General features: G+C 37.2%; 22 protein-coding genes. 7 read left to right on the top strand and 15 right to left on the bottom strand.

Annotated features, from left to right (window positions below; all coding sequences use genetic code 11):
* From AQF98_RS12695 to AQF98_RS12675, 5 genes are all read right to left on the bottom strand, one after another.
* The gene (locus AQF98_RS12695; protein WP_055132330.1) at positions 1–738 is read right to left on the bottom strand and encodes an SDR family NAD(P)-dependent oxidoreductase; all 738 of its coding nucleotides are present in this window, start codon (positions 736–738) and stop codon (positions 1–3) included.
* A 1-nt stretch (position 739) separates the two neighbouring features.
* Positions 740–1495: a HEAT repeat domain-containing protein gene (locus tag AQF98_RS12690; RefSeq protein WP_055132329.1), complete on the bottom strand. Its 756-nt coding sequence runs from the start codon at positions 1493–1495 to the stop codon at positions 740–742.
* A 27-nt stretch (positions 1496–1522) separates the two neighbouring features.
* Positions 1523–1975, bottom strand: a complete 453-nt coding sequence (locus AQF98_RS12685) for a GNAT family N-acetyltransferase (RefSeq protein WP_055132328.1) — start codon at positions 1973–1975, stop codon at positions 1523–1525.
* Positions 1976–2047: 72 nt separating this feature from the next.
* Positions 2048–2554 carry a hypothetical protein gene (locus AQF98_RS12680; RefSeq protein WP_200911875.1) on the bottom strand — a complete coding sequence of 169 codons (507 nt, stop codon included), beginning with the start codon at positions 2552–2554 and terminating at the stop codon, positions 2048–2050.
* 187 nt (positions 2555–2741) lie between these two features.
* Entirely contained in the window at positions 2742–3095 is a 354-nt protein-coding gene (locus tag AQF98_RS12675) for a hypothetical protein (RefSeq protein WP_055132326.1), read from the bottom strand.
* Positions 3096–3330: 235 nt separating this feature from the next.
* Here AQF98_RS12675 and AQF98_RS12670 point away from each other — a divergent pair, with 235 nt between their 5' ends.
* Positions 3331–3675, top strand: a complete 345-nt coding sequence (locus AQF98_RS12670; RefSeq protein ID WP_055132325.1) for a single-stranded DNA-binding protein — start codon at positions 3331–3333, stop codon at positions 3673–3675.
* A gap of 363 nt (positions 3676–4038) precedes the next feature.
* On the opposite strand, the gene AQF98_RS12665 is transcribed toward AQF98_RS12670, so the two are convergent.
* From AQF98_RS12665 to AQF98_RS12640, 6 genes are all read right to left on the bottom strand, one after another.
* Positions 4039–6084 (bottom strand): TonB-dependent receptor, encoded by a 2046-nt coding sequence (locus tag AQF98_RS12665; RefSeq protein WP_055132324.1) that lies wholly within the window; start codon positions 6082–6084, stop codon positions 4039–4041.
* Between the two features lie 15 nt (positions 6085–6099).
* Positions 6100–7407, bottom strand: a complete 1308-nt coding sequence (locus AQF98_RS12660) for a sorbosone dehydrogenase family protein (RefSeq protein WP_055132323.1) — start codon at positions 7405–7407, stop codon at positions 6100–6102.
* A gap of 359 nt (positions 7408–7766) precedes the next feature.
* Positions 7767–8630 (bottom strand): DUF5829 family protein, encoded by an 864-nt coding sequence (locus AQF98_RS12655; RefSeq protein ID WP_055132322.1) that lies wholly within the window; start codon positions 8628–8630, stop codon positions 7767–7769.
* Between the two features lie 281 nt (positions 8631–8911).
* Positions 8912–9418, bottom strand: coding sequence for a GNAT family N-acetyltransferase (locus AQF98_RS12650; RefSeq protein WP_055132321.1), 507 nt, complete (start codon positions 9416–9418; stop codon positions 8912–8914).
* 9 nt (positions 9419–9427) lie between these two features.
* The gene (gene map, locus AQF98_RS12645) at positions 9428–10192 is read right to left on the bottom strand and encodes a type I methionyl aminopeptidase (protein ID WP_055132320.1); all 765 of its coding nucleotides are present in this window, start codon (positions 10190–10192) and stop codon (positions 9428–9430) included.
* 7 nt (positions 10193–10199) lie between these two features.
* Entirely contained in the window at positions 10200–11960 is a 1761-nt protein-coding gene (locus tag AQF98_RS12640) for a S41 family peptidase (protein ID WP_055132319.1), read from the bottom strand.
* 290 nt (positions 11961–12250) lie between these two features.
* Between AQF98_RS12640 and AQF98_RS12635 the strand changes: the two genes are divergently transcribed.
* A complete protein-coding gene (locus AQF98_RS12635) occupies positions 12251–14470 on the top strand; it encodes an NADP-dependent isocitrate dehydrogenase (RefSeq protein ID WP_055132318.1) in 2220 nt (739 codons plus the stop codon).
* A 91-nt stretch (positions 14471–14561) separates the two neighbouring features.
* Here the strand turns inward: AQF98_RS12635 and AQF98_RS12630 are convergent, their stop codons facing one another.
* Entirely contained in the window at positions 14562–15254 is a 693-nt protein-coding gene (locus tag AQF98_RS12630; protein WP_055132317.1) for a response regulator transcription factor, read from the bottom strand.
* Entirely contained in the window at positions 15251–16753 is a 1503-nt protein-coding gene (locus AQF98_RS12625) for a cell wall metabolism sensor histidine kinase WalK (RefSeq protein ID WP_055132316.1), read from the bottom strand. Before AQF98_RS12625 ends, AQF98_RS12630 begins: the two co-directional genes overlap by 4 nt.
* A gap of 130 nt (positions 16754–16883) precedes the next feature.
* Between AQF98_RS12625 and AQF98_RS12620 the strand changes: the two genes are divergently transcribed.
* Positions 16884–18077 carry a redoxin family protein gene (locus AQF98_RS12620; protein WP_055132315.1) on the top strand — a complete coding sequence of 398 codons (1194 nt, stop codon included), beginning with the start codon at positions 16884–16886 and terminating at the stop codon, positions 18075–18077.
* 150 nt (positions 18078–18227) lie between these two features.
* Entirely contained in the window at positions 18228–18650 is a 423-nt protein-coding gene (locus AQF98_RS12615; RefSeq protein ID WP_055132314.1) for a hypothetical protein, read from the top strand.
* A 39-nt stretch (positions 18651–18689) separates the two neighbouring features.
* On the opposite strand, the gene AQF98_RS12610 is transcribed toward AQF98_RS12615, so the two are convergent.
* On the bottom strand, positions 18690–20546 hold the full coding sequence (locus AQF98_RS12610; protein WP_055132313.1) for a DNA polymerase III subunit gamma/tau: 1857 nt from the start codon (positions 20544–20546) through the stop codon (positions 18690–18692).
* 111 nt (positions 20547–20657) lie between these two features.
* Entirely contained in the window at positions 20658–21092 is a 435-nt protein-coding gene (locus AQF98_RS12605; protein WP_055132312.1) for a hypothetical protein, read from the bottom strand.
* A gap of 308 nt (positions 21093–21400) precedes the next feature.
* On the opposite strand from AQF98_RS12605, the gene rpsF reads away from it, so the two are divergent.
* Genes rpsF through rplI form a run of 3 tightly spaced genes read left to right on the top strand, consistent with a single transcriptional unit; the run spans position 21401 to position 22479 of the window.
* On the top strand, positions 21401–21763 hold the full coding sequence (gene rpsF, locus AQF98_RS12600) for a 30S ribosomal protein S6 (RefSeq protein WP_055132311.1): 363 nt from the start codon (positions 21401–21403) through the stop codon (positions 21761–21763).
* Positions 21763–22026, top strand: a complete 264-nt coding sequence (gene rpsR / locus AQF98_RS12595; protein ID WP_055132310.1) for a 30S ribosomal protein S18 — start codon at positions 21763–21765, stop codon at positions 22024–22026. The genes rpsF and rpsR overlap by 1 nt, the downstream gene beginning before the upstream one ends.
* Positions 22027–22035: 9 nt before the next feature.
* Positions 22036–22479: a 50S ribosomal protein L9 gene (gene rplI, locus AQF98_RS12590; RefSeq protein WP_055132309.1), complete on the top strand. Its 444-nt coding sequence runs from the start codon at positions 22036–22038 to the stop codon at positions 22477–22479.
* The last annotated feature ends 27 nt before the right edge of the window (positions 22480–22506 follow it).

Raw genomic sequence — 22506 nt, 5'->3', positions numbered from 1 at the left:
TTAGGTTCTAGAATCTTCTATCCTTATAATGGCACCATTGGTTAGGGTTTGATCGTGTGCCAGCTCAAATATCGCTTTGCCTACAGTTTGTTGGTTGGCCAATGCACCAGAGGTTTTGAGTTCTAAAAATCGATCGATATCTACAAAAGCTGTTTTATCGCTGCTACGGATCTGTGCCTGCATGGCTGTATCTACTACACCCGGGTAAATGGCCATCAACTGCGCACCATTGGTTAAACTGCTTTGTTCTAGAGCAACGGTTTTGGTCATCATATCTAAAGCAGCCTTGGTAGCACAATATACTGTCCAGCCAAAATAAGGTTTTGCGGCAGCACCAGAAGAAATGTTGATGACCTGTTTATGAGCTACCCAATTTTGAGTGAGCTTTAAAAAATGTGCGGTTAAAATAAGTGGCGCGGTGGCATTAAGTTGTACTGTTTTTGCGATATCATGATCAGGTAGATCTGCCAGTTGCCCAATTTGGCCCAAGGTACCTGCATTGTTTAAAAGGGTAATCTGTTTGATCTGATTAGGGTTTAACGAAGCAAAAATTGAATCCAATACCTGTGTTAGCCCATTACTATTGCTCAAATCAAATTCTATTTGGGTGATATTGGTATAGCTTTTATGAGTTGTTCTTGCAATTGAAAATATTTGATATTGATGGTGCTGGTAAGCTTCAACGATACCATTGCCAATGCCTTTACTACCTCCAGTAATGATTAAGATCTTGTCCATTTTAATAGTTTTCTTTAATGTATTGTTTGGCCTGCTCTTGAGTTAATGCAGCAAAATCTTTATAACGGCTGTGTACATCAATAATCTCTGCCAGGGCTGCAATAACCAGCTCTTTATTTTGCCAGGTTTTAAGGTGTTCAATTACAATGGATAAACATCCCTTTTTATAAGCAATTTGTCCTATTACATGTACCAATGTATTGCTAACCCTTGCGGTTTTATCGTGCTGTAATTCTTGCAAAAGGGGTAAAATATCTTGCGGATATTTACGTCCCCTTAGCTCAATGCCATGGCAAATTTCTCTTCTAATTTCTTTGTCTGTATGATGCAGGTACTGTTTTGCCCAAGAGAGCACTGGTTTTGGATTTACCTCGCCCATTTTTTTGATGGAGCCAATTACTGCATTGCGTGGTGAATGATGGGTGTCGAACAAGCTTTGATCGAAAAAATGCTGAACGATACCGAAATCTTTTTTACCAATTTCGCCTGCAGCATTGATTACTGTTTGCCTGATCTTAAAATCTGGTTGGAGCAATAGTGCATCGAGCATTTTAATTATTGAGGCCTGTAAGCTTGTTTCTGCAAAATACATTTTCCCTAAGGCCAGATAAGCCGATTTGCGGACATAGGTATCTTCATCTTTAAAATAATCGAGCGTATGTGTGAGCTGTGATTTTTTAAGATCGGCCAGCAAATGGTTATAGATGTTGTCTACAACAGTCAACCTTTGTTCTTTTGTTAGATCATAAAACGCCATGGTCGTTATTTTTAAAGTAAACGCTAACTAGGTTAAGCTTTTCTCAAAACAGACACTGTTGGCTATGCCTTCATATTGCCCATAATTAGGAATAAGCTGGTAGCCATTCTTTTGATAAAGGGCAATGGCATCTTCCTGTCTTTTTCCGGTTTCGAGTACGCATCGCTCATAGCCTAATTCTTTAGCCCATTTTTCTAGCTCAGCCAAAACCTGTGTGGCCATGCCTTTTCCGCGGCTTTGTGTTGAGGTAAACATGCGTTTAACCTCTGTGGCAGTTGGCGTATATGCTTTAATAGCTCCGCAAGCCATTGGCTCTTCATTAAAATAGGCTACTACGGCATGTTTAATTTTGTCAATTTTATTAAACTGATCGTAAAAGGCATGCTCCTCGCCATCTATTACGGCCAAATAAGCATCTAGTTGTTTAACAAGTGCTCTAAAATCTACATGGTCTGAATTGGTTCTAACGAGCTTGATCATTTAGGGTTTCTTAAATAAGGTGTAGCGATTGCGATAAACAAAGTTAACAGAAAACCAGTTAATGTTTTTGACCTATTTGCCAATTAACACTCTGTAGGCTTCAGGAATTTGTACGCCCTGAAAGCTGTTGGTTAGTCCATAAAAGATCACAATTGTTAACAATGCTCCAGCAAGTAGGATTGTTCTTGCCTGGGTTTTTGGGTTGATGCCAAAAAATGTAAGTCTCATTTTCTTTTGGTGGATGACTGCAATATGTCCAAAGAAAGACAATATAGCCAGCGCATAATAGGGGATGAAGAACAGGTTAAAGGGAAATGCGTTAATGCCTGCCACACCAAAATAGAAATTGGTATCGAGGTGGAGCACAAGCCTACCTATAAAAACGGCACTTAAATGGATCACCAAAAATAAGGCGAGGTATAGCCCAGTGTAGATGTGCAGTTTTTCAAAACTACTAGTGGCCTGCTTGCGGTTGATCTTAAAAAGTCGAATGCCCGAAACAATCTGCACCCCAACGGCAATTAATAAAACCGTTTCTGCAAATATATTACGATACCATGGGCGTAGCGAATCCATCATTTCGATATGTTTTTGAGTGCCGAAAATGCTGTAAAAATGATTGAATAGGTGGAGCGCAATAAAAATGCTAAGGACAAGGCCAGAGTAATAGTGTAATTTTTTAATAGTCATCTGCTGCGGTACGATTGCTTATCTAAATGCAATTTAGCTTTTTTGCCTTTTAGTTAAAGTGGCTTGTCGTACTTTTTTATCTTTCTTCTCTCTTCACCAAGAGCAACTCATCATTATCTAAAGTAAGGTAGCCATACTCATAGCAAAACACATAGGTTTGGCCTTTTTGTGTGGTATAGGTATGCGTATGGAAATTAAAGTCGAATCCCTTTTGCGCTAGCTGTACCGTTTTTATTTTAGCCTTGCCAGTGGGGGTTTTGGCCTTTAAAATTTCACGGTTCTTTTTCAGGATATGGTTAACCTGTTTTAAAAAACTGCGGTTTTCAACCTGTAAGCGATTGTTGTAATTGCTGCGACATTGGTCATCGCAAAATTTTTTATCAGCCCTGCCCTTAACAAGGGTATTGCAGTCGAGACATAAACGTTCCATAAGGTTTTGTTTTTATCAGGGATGACCATTAAAGCTACAAAAAAATAAATAATTGGTAATGATTAAAAAGCCTTCTTTTTGAGCAGGGAAGATAGATTAAACGTTTGTAACCGTATATAAACGGATATATACGTTTAACATCCGACTAATTTTCGAAGCTGTTTGCACCTTTGTGTTGTCGGTAGTTGTGGTAACTACTGTTCGTTAAATATTTAGTCACTTAATTTTTAAGATTATGAAAAACGTAGTAAACAAAGTAGTATTGAGTGGTTTCGCTGGTAGCGATGCTGAAGTAAAAATGTTAGCAGGTAATCAAAAAATAGCCCGTGTAAACTTAGCCGTAAACGAGTATTATAAAACAGCCGCTGGCGAGGACATTAAAAAAACACAATGGTTTAGCTTGTTGTTCTGGAATGTAAAGGCTGACCTTGCCGAACTACAGATTAAAAAAGGATCGCACATTACCATTGAAGGCAGGTTGCAAACAGGTAGTTACGAAACCAAAGATGGTAGTAAACGTTATACTACAGAGGTAGTGGTAACAGAGGTAGCAGTTAAAGAAACCGAAGTTGTAAATTAATATTGTTTTAAAGAAGTTTAGAGGTGCTTGGTGCCAATGGTTGTTGAATCATTGGTGCCGTGCCTCTGTTTTTAATTAGATACAAACATTAAGGCATTAAGATTTTTATTAAGTTTTAAAAAGGGTACTTCAACAAGCTCAACGATGTAGATGTTAGGTAGGGCTTAGATGAGGGAATGTACAAATGCGATATCTATATGGTTTTCTTAATGGTACTTAATTTCTTAATGTTAAAAAATGAAGATTTAGACAAGCTCGGTGAAGGTAAATTTTACGCAGAGTTTAGAAGAGAGAATGTACAAGTGCAATATATCTATGTAGTTTTCTTAATGATACTTAATTTCTTAATGTTAAAAACGAAGGTTAAAGTTTGATTGAAATACCAGCATCATAGTTGATCCCGGGGGCAGGGTTAAAATATCTATTATTCGCCGCATTGAGATCGTTGCCCAAGCTGTAGGTTTGGTTGAGCAAGTTGTTGATGCCGAAAGAAATTGCAAGAGAGGTTTTGCCTAAGGTAATGTTTCTAAGTCCAGCCCTAACATCTATCAGTTGGTACTTTTTGGTAAATATCGTATTGGCATCATTTAAGGGGATGCTCGTGGTATAATTGTGTTGTACAAAAGTGTAAAAACCCTTTTTAAGGTTCAACTCCAAACTGCTTACCCAAGTATGGTTAGGTACGCCTGTTAGCCTGTTGTTGGTGTAGTCTTGTTGTGCATTTTTAAATTCATCAAACCTAAAATGGCTATAAGTATAACTATTGCGCCATTGTAGTCCATTTAAAAAATGAGTAGGACTTAATTTGAGCAGCCACCAAGCGCTTTGTATTTCTGCGCCTAATTGTTTGGTGCCACCTGCATTGATAAAGTATTCAACACTGTTATTGTTCAGACGTCTAACAATGGCATTTTTTAATTGAAAATAAAATACGGTGGCATCTAGATCAAACCTACGGTTGTTGCTAGCATAGCGGAGACCTGCTTCGTAGTTCCATCCGCCTTCTGCCTGTAGGTTGTTGTTAATGATGTTATCTGATGAGCGAACTTCTGCCAATGTTGGTGGAGAATAGCCCTTACTTGCCGATGCTCTTAGCGTAGAATTTGAAGTTAACAGATAAGAAAAAGCCAGCTTAGGCATTAAACTGTTTTTAAAATGTCGCTCCTTTTTGGCCACTACCTGCGGAAAATAACTTTGGTAGTTGTAGTTGAAAAGGTTAAAGCTTGTGCCTAGTTCAATGAGCAGTTGTTCATTGACATCAACATTGAAGCGTAAAAAGGCAAAACTCTGGTTGGCCACCAAATGGTCTGATACCTGTAGTGCGTCGGGCGTACCTCTGTTGTTCCCATAATTCTTAATGTCACTAGTGGTACTGGCACCCTCAAAACCACCTTGTATCTGATACTTGATATTACGAGTGGCATTGCTGTAATCTATAAAAGTACGAAAGCCGATGGTCTGCTCTTTGCGTTTTTCGTAATTGAGGATAAAGGGATTTTTAAAGTCGGTAAAGCTGGTGAAAAATGCTACCACGTGTTTAATATGTGCATTAAAATGATACTGATGTGCCAAACCTCCAAAAAAAGTTTGGTTATAAATACCAGCCTGTTGTTGTACTGCACTGGCCAAGGTTGGCGTAGCAGGACGGGCAGCCCTAGGGTTAGCCGCCATTTCATCAGGTGTTAAACCACCTGGCGTTTGATAATGCAGATTGCTATACCATAAAACAGCCTTGAGTTGTCCTTTCTGGTTATAAGCCCATTGTTGTGTGGTTTGGATGTATTTTCTATTCAATGCACTATTTTCTCTATAACCATTGCTTTTTTGGTAACCTTGATTAATACTAAACCTGTAATTTTTATAAACCTGATCTAAACTGGCAGTTTGGTGTAACAAGCCATAACTACCCATGCCCACACTGGCCTTTAATTGGTTAGTGCTGCCCAAACTTGAACCAATTAATACAGCCCCACCTGTACTGGCCCCAAAAATACTAGCTTCCGGACCTTTGTAAATTTCTATACTGCCTAAGGTAGCAGCGTCTAAAAGGTTAAGGTAAGTGTTACCTCCAGCATCTGTTAAGGGGAAATCATCCATGTAAATTTTAATATTGCGGATGCCAAAGGGTGAGCGCAATAAACTGCCTCGTAAAGACAAACGGTAACTACCGGGCGAACGTTCTTCCATCCGTACACCCGGTGCAGTATTCACCAACGTCACCAACGAACTTGTTGCATGGTTTTTGGCTTGGCTACTATCGAGTACTGTTACAGAGCCTACTGCTCGCAATAAGGGCTGTGGATTGTAATAGCCTTTAACTACTACCTCGTTCAGCTTTTTAATGGTATCTGTTTGTGCTTGGGCAAAACCAGCAAGCAATATCAGATAGAGCAATAGTTTAATTCTCATTATAGAAGCAAGTACCTATTTTGCGGCAACTCTCCAAATAATTCCACTTACATCGTCGGCTACCAATAAGGCACCATCTTGTGCTACAGCCACACCCACAGGTTTGCCGTATACTTCTTTATTGTCTTTCACAAAACCTGTTAAAAAATCTTCTAGCTTACCAGTGGGTTTGCCTTGTTTAAAAGGGATAAAAGCCACTTTGTAGCCTACCAGTTCTGAACGGTTCCAAGAACCATGTTGGCCAATAAATACACCACCTTGGTATTTGGTAGGGAACTTTTTGGCGGTATAAAACGCCAAGCCTAATGATGCCGTATGAGAACCTACAGGAATATCTGGAACTAATGCCTTCGCAACTAAAGCTGGGTTTTGGCCTTTTAAGCGTGGGTCTTCGTTCTGACCAAAATAAGAGAATGGCCAGCCATAAAAAGCGCCTTCTTTTACACTCGTAATGTAATCTGGCACCAAGTCATCGCCCAATCCATCGCGTTCGTTAACAGCTGTCCATAAGGCATTGGTGCCCGGTGCCCAAGCCATACCTACTGGGTTGCGTAGGCCACTGCCATAAATTTTTTCGCCAGTACCGTCTGGGTTAATCTCTATAATATTGGCTCTTCTAATTTCGTTGTCTAAACCACGCTCTGCAACATTACTGCCCGAACCCACCGAAACATAGATTTTGGTTTTGGCAGCATTAACGATCAGGTTTCTGGTCCAATGGTTATTGTAGCCACCAGCAGGTAATTCTAAAATCTTTTTGCCCGGACCTTTAATTTCAGTATCGCCAGTTTTGTAGGGATATACATACACACCATCTGTATTGGCCACATAAAATGAATTGCCTATAAATGCTGCGCCATAAGGCTGGTTAAGGCCTGTTAAAAAAGTACTGATCAGTTCTGGCTTGCCATCTTTATCCGCATCTCTAAACAACATGATCGTATTTACACTTTTGCCTGCTACTTCTGTTTTGGCTTTGCCCGAAATTTCGTTGGCTGCCTGTTCTACCCTAGTGCGTTGCGAGTTAGAGAGTACGGCAATTACATCACCATTTGGAGCAATTACAATATTACGTGGACTTTTCATGCCATCGGCAAATCGGGTAACTACAAAACCATCTGGGGCTGTTGGGGTTTTGCCTTCTGGCCATGGTACTACTTTGCTAAAATTGGTTTTACTTGCTTTGGTGTCTGCCTCAGGTAATTCTATGGTATTGCCTGCGCCAGTTTTTACGGTTGCTTTTGGAGTAGTTTGTGCACTTGAACTATAGTTGAACAAAGTAAGGGCTGCCAAGAGGGTTGGAGCAAGTAAGTGATTTTTCATGTTGCAAAATTTAAGGAATGAGCGCTATCATTAACAGCAAGGTGTTAAAGTTGTTTGGGTAAATTTACAACCTGCACAATTGCTTTTGTGTAATTTTATAGTGGCAATGCGATGTTGAATTGAAGATATAAATAAACAAAGAGAACTCAGTTTAATAGTGTTTTTTAAACATTAAGGCATTAAGAAGAATTAGGTTTTTTGTTTGAATAGCCTTAACTTCTTAATGTTAAAATTGTATACTTAGTTGTAAGGACGCTTCAATAAGCTTAGGTTGACAATGTTTTTTAAACATTAAGGCATTAAGAGGGATTGGTTTTTTGTTTGAATAATCTTAACTTCTTAATGTTAAAATTAACTTTTTAATAGTCGAACGCTAAAGTAGCTTTGTGACCAATAATGTCAATTTTCATATGATCGCTAACTGAAATTGATCTGGCAGCAAAATTATCAATAAGGTTAATGCCAATTTTGTTTACCCTAAAACTGATATCGCTTTTTATGTGGTAAACTATCGTGAGGTCTGCGCTTACAAAAGAAGTCCCTTTTTCTACAAGCCCTAATAGATTGGCCATTTTTTTAACATAAGCTAATTCCTTGGCATTAATGGTAAGATTAATGTAATTGATGTTTTGAAATTGTCGCGGATATTTTCTGCCTTTAGCCAATTTAGCATTATAGGTTTGATAGGACATGCTCTGAGCAATCTCTTTTGGTGTAAAACCCAATAACTTTAAATAGGCTGGTTGATATTCCAAAATGCTGATCTCGAAATTTTCTTTAGCCGGATTGGTGTTTAAGGTAAATTCCTTATACCAGTTGATAGCTTGCTTTTCTTGCTCAAACTTAGTGGTATCGATATGATAAGTGGCTTTGTTAAGTTTGGCAAGGTTAATAAAAGTCTGAAGGTCTTTTAATTTTCTGGTCTTAAATTCAATACCAAGATCGCCAAATTTATCACCTAGTGTTTTAGAATGAACTGGTCTAAAAAAATCTAATGTAGCTGCTTGGCCAATGGCATATTTCCCGTTGTAGCTATCTAAATTAGTTTGTGTCTGTTGTTCTTTGCAAAAGAATAGGGTGTCTTTTACAAATGCATTTTTGAAAAGCTGGGCATAGGTGGTCGAATCTATACAAACAAAAATTGTATTGAGATCTACTTTTGGTTTTTGGGCATTTGCAATCAAGGGAAATGACAAAGCCAGTAGTATCAATTTTAGTTTCATAAATAAAAGTCGTTAATTTTAAAATCCAAATCTCTCTATTTAAAAGGGATTAGACTAAAATACAATTATTTAAGTAATTACTTAGTAGTAAACTAATGAGCGATTGGTATGCTTGCCAGCGTGTGGTTTGTAAAGCGATAGAAAGGTTTTTAAAACTTTAAGGCATTAAGAAATATGAAGTTTTTTCATAATTCATTTTGGGTTTAGATGATTAAAGGAATTGAAGCCTGTGTGTTACGATGTACCTATGTGGTAGGTATAACTTTTATGGATTACAACGTTTAATTAAAGACGAGTTTCCAATAGAAGAGATGTTTGGTTTCTCCTATTTTTTTAAAGTGATTTTTAATCAATATGGCAAATGATGCAGGATTATCTTTAGCAGTTTCGGCAAAGATAGATTTTACATCTGGTTGCTTCTTGGCCCATTCCAATACACAGGCTACGGCCTCGGTCATGTAGCCATTTCCTCTAAAATCTTGGTAAGTGCCATAACCAATCTCTATTTCTCCTTCTTCATCTGGTTCGCCTACAAAACACAAATCGCCTACCATTTGGCGTTCATCTTTTAAAATAATAGTCCACAAGGTAGAAAAAAGATGGTTTTTGCCTGTATCTGCTACATTTGGCAAAATGGTTTCTTCTAATGCTTCTCTCAATTCTGGAGTAATGATTTTTTTAGTTGGCTTTAACTGTAGTTCAGCTTCTAATGAATCATCGTTTTTAATGTACTTGATCAGTTGATCGTGCGTAAGCGGTTGTAAAATGAGACGTCGACTAGAAATCATACAGTTCTACTAATTCCAGATTTCGTTTTTAGCTGTTAAAATTACAGGTATACCATCGGTAACCATAATGGTGTGTTCGTGTTGCGCCACAAAACCACCTCTGTTACCAGTTAAGGTCCAGCCATCTTTTTCGGTATTGGCTATAGTAGATTTTGTAGAGATAAAAGTCTCTACCGCAACAGTGGTGTTTTTTCTAAAACGATCAAAGTTATAACGATCGTAAAAGTTGGCAATCTCATGCGGCTCTTCATGAAGGCTTCTGCCCACACCATGACCAGTTAAGTTTTTAATTACCGTATAGCCCGATTTTTTGGCTTCTAATTCTATCAGTCGGCCAATTTCGGCAATGCGTACCCCACCTTTAATTTGGTGAATGGCCTTTTTAAGAATATGCTTAGAAGCGTCTACTAATTTCTGGTACTGGTGTACATCTTCGCCAAGTACAAAAGATCCTCCATTGTCAGACCAATAACCATCCAATTCTGCAGAAACATCAATGTTAACCAGATCACCTTCCTTAAAAATCTTTTTATCGTTAGGGATGCCATGTGCAATTTCATTGTTAATGCTTATGCAGGTCCAGCCCGGAAAACCATAAGTTAACCTTGGAGCAGATTTTGCGCCGAGATCGTTCAGTAACTGGCCACCAAAATCATCCAACTGTTTAGAGGTCATTCCTGGCTTTACATAATTCCTCATTTCTTTCAGTGTGCTTGCAACGGCATCACTTATTTTCTGCATTCCGGCCAGGTCGGTTGGGTTGGTAATTGACATTCTTTTATTATTTTTTGTTGTTAATCAGGGCTATTGCTTTTTCTAAAACTTCATCTTTATCTGCTGCTATTCCCTTTGCAGTTGGTTTTACTACTACGTTGGGCACAATACCAATGCGTTGTGTTTCTTTTCCGTTGGGGTAATATACACCAATTTGGGTAAAACCACTCGCTATACCACCTGGAAATGTAACCGGCATGCCTACTGTTCCATCGGCACCAGCAGTTTGGCTGCCTACAATTACGGTATTTGGTCTGGTACTTAAAGCCATTACAGATAGCTCTGCCAAGCTTTGCGTTTCTTCATTAATCAATACCATCAGTTTGCCCTTGTAGTTGTCTGTTCTGGTTTCTCCAATTCTAATCACTTTCATGTAATCGTCTGGCATGTAGGTGAAAAGGCCGGGTGTTGTAGTGCTGCCTGCGGTATATTTGGCAATATCCATTGGCTGGGTAAACAGGTATTTACCAATTTCCCAAACAAAGTTTGATTGTTTAGGATAGGTACGCATATCAATCACCATGGCCTTGGTTTTCATAGCCATTTCCATTACTGCTTTAAGCGATTTCAAATTTAACCTGCCCGGATGGATATAAGCCACGTCAGTGTCGATGATTTTAAAGCCAGTGTCTGCTGGTTGTGTTTTGGTGTAATTGCGCCTATTGTAAGGGAAACATTTTAAGGTTGTTTGCTCAACTTTGCTGTTGCGCAGGTAACTTACTCGCATCAAGGTATCAGGTGTACGCAAAAGTTGAAGTGCCAATTTTCTCAATTGGGTAGGGTAGTTTGAGGCGGTAATGTAAGGTAGTTTCTCTTTCATCAGCTGTGCTACCGGAACATTGTTGATACTTTGGATCACATCACCTTTTTTAAGGGAATTAAGGCCTATAACTTGGTCATTACTGTAGCTTACCACTGGCGCTTGATCTACAAAAACGATTTCGATATTTGGTTTATAGGTACCATAAAAATTCCTGAAAGCATTGTCGTAAGGAGAAATATCAGCATGAGAATCTTTGATTTCGGCCACCAATGCAGCAACAGTCAATTTGTAGCTCAATTCGTCTTTGGCAGCAATAAATTTGGGTACGTACTCTTTTATTACATTGCCCCAAGGTTTATCAGTTAGGTTTTTGTAGGGTGCAAAATATTCGAAAATGCTCCAGAATTTGAATAAAGCCAACAAACGGTAACCTGCATCTGGGTATTTAAAATTGGCATAAGCGGCTTCGTTTCTAAAAATGGCAATTGGGGTTTCAGCGTCGTATAACTTTACATAATAGTGGTCTTCCGTTCTATCTGCAATTTTGATTAGATTTAATTGGCTAACCAAGGCTTTGCTTAGTCCAGAAGTATTGAACCAATCGAAGTTAGGTTTGTATTTGACCTGTGCTGGAGCAATTACCTGAGGCGCTGCGGTTTTAAAAGTGCCTAAATCGGTAATCCATTTGGTCAACAGTTCGTTTCTTTCAACAACTGTTTTAACAACCAATAGTTTAGGGGTAATCCTAAAAAGTTCAAAATCCCAGTTGTAGTTGCCTTTGGCAATTGCCGGATGGTGGTATTTTAAAAAGCCCCAAACCTTACCTAGCAGTGCCAAGTTATCGGTCTGCATAGGGGTTAAACTGTTCAGTTCTATTTTAGAACCAGTTACAAACTCTTGGTCTAGTGTAGCTTTGGATTTTTCTTTTTCTGGTTCTTTGGTCGATTGCGCATTAACCTTTAAAGCAATACATAATAAAAGTAGGGCTAGGAATTTTGTTTTCATATGCAATAAAATGGATGTATTTAATAGATTGACGGTTGATCGGACTAAATGGTTGCACTATTCAAACAAATGATAAAAGTCAATTAATATAACGACGAATTTAGTTTTTACTTATTGGAAATAAAAATAATTGAAACGAAACCCAAACAAGGACTGTTATGACCGATCTATCTTAAACCTATAATTAACAATCTGATGGCTATAAATTCATTCGTTTATTTTATCTTTAGGCGATTTTAAAACGGAGGGCAGGTTCATCGCCCAATCAACATTAATAAATACCAAAAAATATGTCAAATACATCGAAGATTATCTATACCAAAACAGATGAAGCGCCAATGTTGGCTACTTATTCATTATTACCTATTGTGCAAGCTTTTACCGCTTCGGCAGGTATTGATGTAGAAACCAGAGATATTTCATTGGCAGGAAGAATTTTAGCAAACTTCCCAGAATATTTAAAAGACGATCAAAAAATTGGTGATGCCTTGACAGAATTGGGTCAATTGGCAACAACACCAGCAGCAAATATTATCAAATTGCCAAATATTTCGGCTTCAATTCCTCAGTTAACTGGTGCAATTGCCGAATTACAGGCACAAGGTTATGCCATTCCAAATTATCCAGAGAATGCACAAACTGATGAAGAGAAAAGCATCAAAGCTAAATATGGTAAAGTTCTAGGCTCGGCAGTAAACCCAGTGTTACGCGAAGGGAACTCTGATAGAAGAGCGCCAAAAGCAGTAAAGAACTATGCTAAAGTTAACCCGCACTCAATGGGTGCTTGGTCTGCAGATTCTAAAACCCATGTGGCCAGCATGAGCGAAGGTGATTTTTACGGTTCTGAGAAATCTACCACAGTGGCTGAAGCTACTCAGTTTAAAATTGAGTTTGTTGCCGAAGATGGTACAGTTACCGAACTCAAAGGATTGGCAGCATTAAAAGCAGGCGAAGTAATTGATAGCTCGGCGATGAGCCTTGCTGCTTTAAAAGCATTTGTAGCTAAAGAAATTGCAGTAGCTAAAGCAGAGGGCATTTTATTATCAGCGCACTTAAAAGCAACCATGATGAAGGTTTCTGACCCGATCATTTTTGGAGCCATTGTAGAGGTTTATTTTGCAGATGTATTTGCCAAATATGCTGAACTATTTGCGTCATTAAACGTAGACACCAGTAATGGTTTGGGTGATGTTTATGCCAAGATAGCTGGACAACCACAACAAGCAGAGGTAGAAGCAGCCTTGGCCGCAGCAATTGCCAACGGACCGGCTTTGGCCATGGTTAATTCTGATAAAGGAATTACCAACTTACACGTGCCTTCTGATGTGATTGTTGATGCTTCGATGCCAGCAATGATCCGTACTTCTGGCCAAATGTGGAATAAGGATGGAAAAGCACAAGACACCTTGGCCTTGATCCCAGATCGTTGTTATGCTGGCGTATATACTGCTACCATAGACGATTGTAAAAAACACGGTGCTTTTGATGTAACTACCATGGGGTCTGTACCGAATGTTGGTCTAATGGCGCAAAAAGCAGAAGAATACGGTTCTCACGATAAAACTTTCCAAGCAAAAGCAGAAGGAACTATCCGTGTAACTGATGCTAATGGTCAATTGTTTTTTGACCAGAAAGTAGCTAAAGGCGATATCTTCCGCATGTGCCAAACTAAAGATGCCCCTATTCAAGATTGGGTTAAATTGGCGGTAAATAGAGCTCGTTTATCGGCTACGCCAGCAGTTTTCTGGTTAGATGAAAATAGAGCACACGATAGAGAAATTATCGCGAAAGTGAAAAAATACTTAGCTGATCATGATACCAATGGATTAGATATCCAAATTCTTGCTCCAGTTGAAGCTACACAATACACATTAGAAAGAATTCGCAAGGGATTAGATACCATTTCGGTAACTGGTAACGTATTGAGAGATTACCTAACAGATTTATTCCCGATTTTAGAACTGGGAACTTCTGCCAAGATGTTGTCAATTGTGCCTTTAATGAATGGTGGTGGATTGTTCGAGACTGGTGCTGGGGGTTCAGCTCCTAAACACATTGAACAGTTTATTGAAGAAGGTTACTTACGTTGGGATTCATTAGGTGAATTTTTAGCCTTACAAGCTTCTTTAGAGCATTTGGCACAAACACAAAATAACCCTAAAGCTCAGGTTTTGGCAGATGCACTTGACGAGGCAAATGCACTATTCTTGGCAAACGATAAATCGCCAGGCAGAAAATTAGGAACCATAGATAACCGCGGCTCTCACTTCTATTTGGCTTTATATTGGGCACAAGAATTGGCTAAACAAACCAAAGATGCCGATTTGCAAGCTCGATTTATCCCATTGGCAAAAGCATTAAGCGAAAATGAAGCGAAAATTGCTGGCGAGTTGATTGGTGCCCAAGGCAAACCGCAAAATATTGGTGGTTATTACCATCCGAATGATGAATTGGCATTTAAAGCCATGCGCCCTAGCGAAACGTTAAATACTACATTAGGGAATTTGTAATAATAACCAACCATGAAGTTGGTTAAGTAGCTGCAAATCCTTTATCACATCATACTAGTCGTAGCATTTCGCTACGACTTTTTTGTTTCTATCAAAAAATCAATTTATAACCCTGCCCTCTAAAATTTAAAATGGCAATTGAAGGGTCTTGTTTGAGATATTTTCTAAGTTTTGTGATAAATACGTCTAAACTTCTTCCTGAAAAATAATCATCATTTCCCCAATGTGCGTGTAGTAACTCTTGTCGTAAGACCATTTGTTCATGACGGATTTGCAACATGTATAATATTTCTGCTTCACGAAAAGTAAGCTGTTTTTTTGCTCCTTTGTAAACTAAAATGCCTTCAGGATAATGAAATACATATTCTCCAATAGCGAATAACCCTGTTTTTTTTAAATCATTAATAGGCCGAGTACTTACAATTCCAAGTAGTGATCTTATCCTAATGATTAATTCCTCCATACTGAAAGGTTTTTTTAGATAATCGTTGGCGCCACTTTCAAATCCCATCACAACATCTGCAGCAAGTGATTTTGAAGTTAAAAATAGAGCAGGGGTAGTCAAATCTTTCAGCCTTATCTTTTTTAATAGTGAAAATCCATCGCCATCTGGTAGCATTACATCCAAAATTAGCATGTCGAACTTATTTGATACATGTGTATGTAAGCCTTCTGCTATTGTAGTTACATGGAATACAATGAAGCCTTTACTTTCTAGGCTTTCTTTAACAATTTCAGCAAGTGCGGGTTCATCCTCAACAAAGAGAATTTTTAAATCACTCATATCGGCCAGCCTAATTTTAATTCAGTTCCATTTTGATTACTAGTTATGCTATACCAACCCTTATGTTGATGCATGATATGTTTAACATAGTTTAATCCCAATCCATACCCTTTAACTGGTCTGCCGTGCTGTTGTTTGGCTCTATAGAACTTTTCAAAAACAAAAGGTATTTCTGATTTAGCTATACCTGGGCCATTATCTTTGATCACAACAACTAGATAGCTAGTGTCTAACAAGAAGTCAATATCGATTTCAATATCATCTCGGCCATATTTAATTGCATTGTCTATAATGTTAGCTATTGCGTGCTGAAATTGCAATTTGTCTGCTAGTATATGTGTTATTTCTGTGTTGTTTTTGAAAGTAATTTTTACATCTTTTTCAGAAAGGGTGTATAGGTCAATAATTTCCTTAATTATTCCTTCAATCTGAATGCTCTCTTTTTTAACTTCATCATTTCCTGTGTCATATAAAGAGATTTTTAGTATTTTATCGGTGAGCTCACTAATGCGCTCTAATTCATTCTTGGCATGTTTTAAATAACGGGTTGCCTTATCTTCATCTTGTCGTACGCTTTGTTCGTTTAAAGCTTCAACGGCTAGCATGGTTGTTGCAATAGGTGTTTTAAATTCGTGTGTAATGTTGCTAATGAAATCATTTTTGATCATTGATAGTTTTTTCTCTTTTCTAAGGCTTTTAAGTAAATAATAAAGGCAGAATGCAATTAAGAGAACCAAAAATATAGAGCTCAAAAGAATTAACCACATATTAGACAATATGTAAGAGAAGGGATCTTTAAACATTAAACGAACATAGTTTTGACCAGCTTTGTGTTTATAAGTTGGTAATGAACGAGTAATAATTGGATACTTTTTTAGTAAAGCTTGATTAAAAGTGCTTTTATTGGTTGTACTGTCTTTATCTTTTGTGTAAAAACTATAGTTTACAAAAATATTTCTGGCAGCTAGGTATCGATTAACAATTGGACGAAGTCTAGTGGTATCAAAATCAATTTCGTTGGTTGTTTTTACCATAAATTTCCCTAATTCTTGCGTTCGATAATAAACAATATGATTATCTAAATCTTCAGTCCTAAGCAATTCAGAAAATTTTTCGACAATAAGATTCATTATCTGTTTTTTATTTTCCTTGTTGATTAAAACATTCAAATCAGAAGACGAGAAAGAACTGGAGAAACTATCTTTTAGGTTTTTTGTTTCACGAATATGGTAAATTACAGTTTTGTCTTCCTTTTTGTAGCGGCTTGTGATCGTAAATAAAGTGGTGTCTAATAGTTTTCTTTTTAAGATTTGTTGAACACTATCGGCCCGAATGCTAAATTCTTTTTTTAATGCATCTTCAAAGGCTAGATTTACTTCTTTTTCAAAATTTTGCTTTGTAATGTTATAGTACTTACTAATCCAGTAACCTTGTAGCCCTAAAAGGATAAGTATAGCAATAAAGCAAAGCGCAGAGAGTAATTGATGTTTTTGCCGCATATTCAAATCTAACTATAAAGCTCCTTACTATTTTTCTGTTAACATAATATAACATTCAATAACCTAACGTTAACTATCTTTTGCTCAAAGAATAGCCAAATTTATATCGAAAAAATTAAACAAAAAACCAATGAAAAAGATACTTGCTTATTTGTGCTTTCTATTTCCTTTTTTTGCTTTTGGCCAAGGTATGTTACTTAAGGCCGGAGATCAGTTCCCAAACATTGCAATTCGTCAGCTTATGAATGCGCCTGTTAAAAGTGTGAACCTGAACGATAGTAAAGATAAAAAATTTTATATTTTAAATTTTTGGGGAACATGGTGTAGTCCATGCATACCAGAAATGGATATGCTTACCAAACTGCAAAAAGTCAACGCCGATAAAATACAAGTAATAGCAATATCTGATGACGAACCATTAAAACTACAGAAATATCTTAAAAACAAACCCACAACCATTTGGCTAGCCACTGATACCAACTATTTATTTCATACCTTATTTAATTTGGCTTCCGTAGGTCAATGCGCTATTGTAAATGCTGATAAAAAAATAGTAGCAATAATGAAAACACATTCAATTACGCAAGGTTTGTTAGATAGTTTGTATAAAGGAGAAAAAATTGTTTCTAATGCCAATGTGAAAGAAAAACCTATAAATGAATTGGCAGATATTTTTGCTGTAGACTCTACACTTGCTGCTAACTTTACCATTCGCAGTTATATGATTGGTCAACGATCGATGGGAAAAGCGTATGGTGGGAAAAGTTTATATGCCAAAAGACGGCGTAGTTTTATCAATACTGGAATAACTTCTTTGTATAAAGAAGCTTATAATATCGTGTCAAATCATCAAATTATCTATGAGGTTGATGAGAAAAAAATAGACAATTATGAAGATAGGAATAACCTATATTGTGTAGATCTTTTAGTTAGGCCAGAAGAAAAGGATAGCCTCAATGTTATTTTACAACAAAGATTAAATGCTGTTTTGCCTGTTAAAGCCAGAATTGAGTACAAAACTATTCAGGTATATGTATTAACAGATAATGGTTTTAAATTGCCATTGTCAACCAAAGAAACAAGTTATAGTTTTAGTGGAAGAGGTTATGATGGGACTGCAGTTACCATCGTAGATTTTGCTAATGATTATTTGAGTAATGAACTTTATCTTCCGGTAGTAGATGAAACCAATATAAAAGGTAAGTTTGATATCAAAACTTCTTTAGAAATGCGTACCCAAGAACAAGTGCTAAAATCTATCACGGCACTTGGCCTGAAAATTGAAAAACAGGAACGTAAAATGAGAATGATGGTACTGTATTAGCCAGTATTAAGAGCAAACCAGTTTTAAGTTGGTTAGTCGTAAGGTCTTGTTGCGACTTTTTATTTTGATTATGGGGCTCGAAATGAATTATTAATTCCAAAACAATTGCGTCATTTGTTTCGTTATCTTTATACAATAAATCGAAATATTATGGACACAAATTCAAACAACGATTTTAAAAGAGCAACAGATAAACTCCATCCAAGCGATTTGGGAGAGACGAAAGATTTTAACGAATTGGCTTTTGACAAGGAGAAGAACAGTTATGAATTTGATGTGAAAGGTCCGGAAAAAGATTACGACCACCCTCTGCCTTATGATACATCAGCGCCAAATGGCGAAGACAGTATTTCTACCTATGATGAGGCCAATCCTTATGTTGGGGATGAATATGATGTGCATGAACAAGCAGAAAATGCATTGGAAGATTCAGCTATGCATATAGACCATACTGGCGAAAGTGTAACCCTAAGTCCTGAAGACGAAATATTGGCCCGTACCGAAGAAGATGATAGAGATGATTTGGATGAAGAAGGCTATCCGAAAAATGATGCACCTAATGCTGTTAGGTAATGATGAACTGCTAACTGAAAATTGAAAACTGCGAACTGACTAGGGGTGAATATCTAGGTTAAAACGTTTACGGAAATCTTCTAATTGTGGGTTTTTCTCTACCATATAAGTGTATTTATCCTTATTAGTATAGATGCGTTTTTTCTGGGTGTTTTCGGCTCTTTTAGATACAATCTGCAGGTCAAAGTTCTTCAATTCCGCACGAAGAAAATTCAGTAATTCAACTTTTTCATTCTGTAAAGTGCTTTCTAAAGCCAAGTTTTCTACCAATACCGTAATTTCTGTCCCATTTAAAATCGGATCATTGTTCATTAAAGTATAAAGATGGATCTTGTCATCTTCTCTTGCCTTTTGGGTATAAGTGTTCCATAAGGCCAAAAACTGTTCTTCTGTAAACTGTTGTTTTTCGTTACCTGAAATATATTGTGGGCCTTTCTTTTCTTCTTCACCATGTGCAACACGTTCCAAATCTGTTAATGATGGAATTAAAGAAGAAATGTTTCCAGTATTTAAAGGTTGTATTTTGATAGAACCACTTGTTGGTTGGCTAGGTTTGGGCCTGGCTTCAATTGGCGGGACAACAGTTGGTAAGGGAATGGCTAAATGGTTGGGCAAATCTTGTAGGTCTTCCTTTTCAACAAAGCTTTGAAGATCAGCTATAGAAGCAGTTTCAACACTTTTAACTTCTGGACTTCCCGACTTTTGGTCTTCTTGACTTCCCTTCTGCTCAGATTTAACTAAAGTTTTTTTTTTATCCTGATCTGTGTCAGTTGCTGTATGGGGTTGTTGTGCAAGTTGGATTACCGATGGGATGTGACACATCTTAATGAGCGATAACTCTACTTGTAAACGTTGGTTTTTACTATTTTTATAGATCAGGTCGCATTGATTGGCCAGATTTAATGCAGTTAAAATAAAGCCTAGATCTGCTGACCTACTTTGTGCCAGGTATTTTTGTTTGATATTCTCGCTAACTTCAAGCAGTTGTACAGTTTGGGCATCTTTACCAACCAATAGGTTTCTAAAGTGGCTGGCTAAACCATTGATAAAGTTATTGCCATCAAAACCATTATTTAAAATTTCATTAAATAACAATAAGGTTTGGCTTACATCTCCGCTGCTTAAATAATCCGTTAGCTTAAAATAGTAATCGTAATCTAAAATGTTCAGGTTGTCAATTACCGATTTGTAGGTTAGGTTTTTGTTGGTGTAACTTACAATCTGGTCGAACATAGAAAGCGCATCTCTCAAACCTCCATCTGCTTTTTGGGCAATAATATGGAGTCCATCGCTATCTACTGAGATGTTTTCGCGAACGGCAATTTTATTCAAATGGCTGGCAATGTCTTCTACCTGTATGCGGTTGAAATCAAAAATCTGACAACGTGATAAAATAGTTGGCAGAATTTTATGTTTCTCAGTTGTGGCTAAAATAAAAATCGCATAAGAAGGTGGTTCTTCTAATGTTTTAAGAAAAGCATTAAATGCATTTGCCGAAAGCATGTGCACCTCATCTATGATATAGATTTTGTATTTGCCTGCTTGTGGTGGTATCCTAACCTGCTCAATTAAACTTCTAATGTCGTCAACAGAGTTGTTCGAAGCTGCATCAAGTTCGTGGAAATTGAAAGAGTGTCCTGTTTGAAAAGAAACACAAGATTCGCAGGTGCCACAAGCCTCTTGCTCTGGGGTAAGATTGGTACAGTTGATCGTTTTGGCCAAGATACGAGCACAGGTGGTTTTACCTACGCCACGTGGACCGCAAAACAAAAATGCTTGTGCCAATTGGTTATTTTTGATGGCATTTTTTAAAGTACCCGTAATGTGCTGCTGTCCAACTACGGTTTCAAAGGTAGCTGGACGGTATTTACGTGCCGAAACGATAAAATTTTCCATCGCAACGAAAATAGGAATTTTTGTTGAGCTTAAATATTGAAATTTTTGAATGTTGAAAAGTTAGGTTGGTGGATTGAAATCTACCCTTTGTCAATCAACATTTAAATTGTGCTATTCCAGAAAAGATTGAAACGGTTTTCTTTTAATATGGAAGTAAGCGAGGGTAGCCATGAGCATGGCAAAAGGAAAAATATAATCGTCTATTGGACAGCTTGTAGCCGCAGAACCTGTAAAATTGCCATAATTGCCCAGTTTGTATTTAGAGCTGCTATTACCAGAACCTGTTTTGATGTAACAACCGTTAGAAGAAGTTTGGTTCCAAGTAAAACAAGGGTAGGTAGACATGTCTGCTTGTGGGGTCCATTCGGAATATTGTGCACTATATCCTTTATACGTTGGTAAACCATTATAATTAGCAAGTGCTTGTTGGTAAACCCGATTTGGAGAAGTGGTTGTCATACAGCCATTACCTGCTACAGGTTGTGCATGTACAGCTAAGAATAACAAACAAATAATGCTTGTTAATATGGTGGTTATTAATTTCATATCCGAGAGCGCTATAAAAGTAACAATAAAATTAATTTTAAGAATAAATAATTACATTTTAGTTAATCTAGCTGTTAATGTGTTAATGTTTTAGATAGACTTTGCGCAACGGAGCGCATATTCAATCAAAACTATTTAATGTCATCGAGTTAAATTTGTTGGGAGTGTCTATAGTGGTCATGGTACTTTAGTTATGGAATTTTGATATAATTTAGAATTAAAGGTTTGATTTTTAGATTTATATTGCTACATTTGCATCCCGTTTTATAGGACGGAAATTAAATTTTAAATAACATTAAATAACAAAGATGAATCAGTACGAAACTGTTATCGTTCTTACCCCGTTGTTATCAGAAGATGTTGCGAAAGAGGCTTTAGCTAAATTCAAAGGCATTATCACTGATAGCGGAGCCGAAATTATCGCTGAAGATAATTGGGGTTTGAGAAAATTAGCGTATCCGATTGAAAAAAAAGCAAGCGGATTTTTCCACCTTACAGAATACAAATCTGATGGGGAATTAATTAACAAGTTAGAGCTAGAATTGAAACGCGACGAGCGTGTTTTACGTTTCTTAACTGTAAGATTAGATCGTCATGCGATCGCTTATAGCGAGAAAAAACGCAGTGGTGCTTTTAACAAAAAACCTAAGAAAGAGGAGGCTGGAGCATAATGGCAAAAGATCAAATACAATATGTTACCGCTCCAAAAGTGGACGATAACAGAAAAAAATATTGCCGTTTTAGAAAAAATGGTATTAAATATATCGATTATAAAGACGCAAACTTCTTGTTAAAATTCATCAATGATCAAGGTAAAATTTTACCTCGCCGTTTAACTGGTACTTCATTGAAATTTCAACGTAAAGTGGCTCAAGCGGTTAAACGTGCACGTCACATCGGTTTGTTACCTTTCGTTACTGACCAATTAAAATAAGCGCAGAGAATGGAAATTATTTTAAAGCAAGATATCAAATCACTAGGTGAAAAAGATGATATCGTTACAGTAAAACCAGGTTACGGTCGTAATTATCTAATTCCTCAAGGTTTTGGACAATTGGCTACACCATCTGCTAAAAAAGTATTGGCAGAAAACTTAAAGCAAGCTGCTTTTAAACAAGATAAAATTAAGAAAGATGCTGAAGGTATTGCTGAGCGTTTAACTGATGTTAAATTGAGCATTGGTGCTAAAGCTGGCGAAACAGGTAAGATTTTTGGTGCTGTAAACACTATTATGATTGCTGACGCATTAAAAGCTAAAGGCTTTGATGTAGACCGTCGTCGTATTACTTTCGAAACTGAACCTAAAATGGTTGGTGAATATGTAGCTAACTTAAACTTGCACAAAGAAGTGAAAGTGAAAGTTGCTTTCGAAGTAGTAGCTGAATAATTAATCTACACAGATATTAAAAACCGT

The sequence above is a fragment of the Pedobacter sp. Hv1 genome, from assembly GCF_001412215.1.
In the GTDB taxonomy this organism is placed as follows: Bacteria; Bacteroidota; Bacteroidia; order Sphingobacteriales; family Sphingobacteriaceae; genus Pedobacter.
The sequence above is the reverse complement of the archived record's forward strand: the minus strand, read 5'-3'. Positions and strand labels throughout refer to the sequence as shown.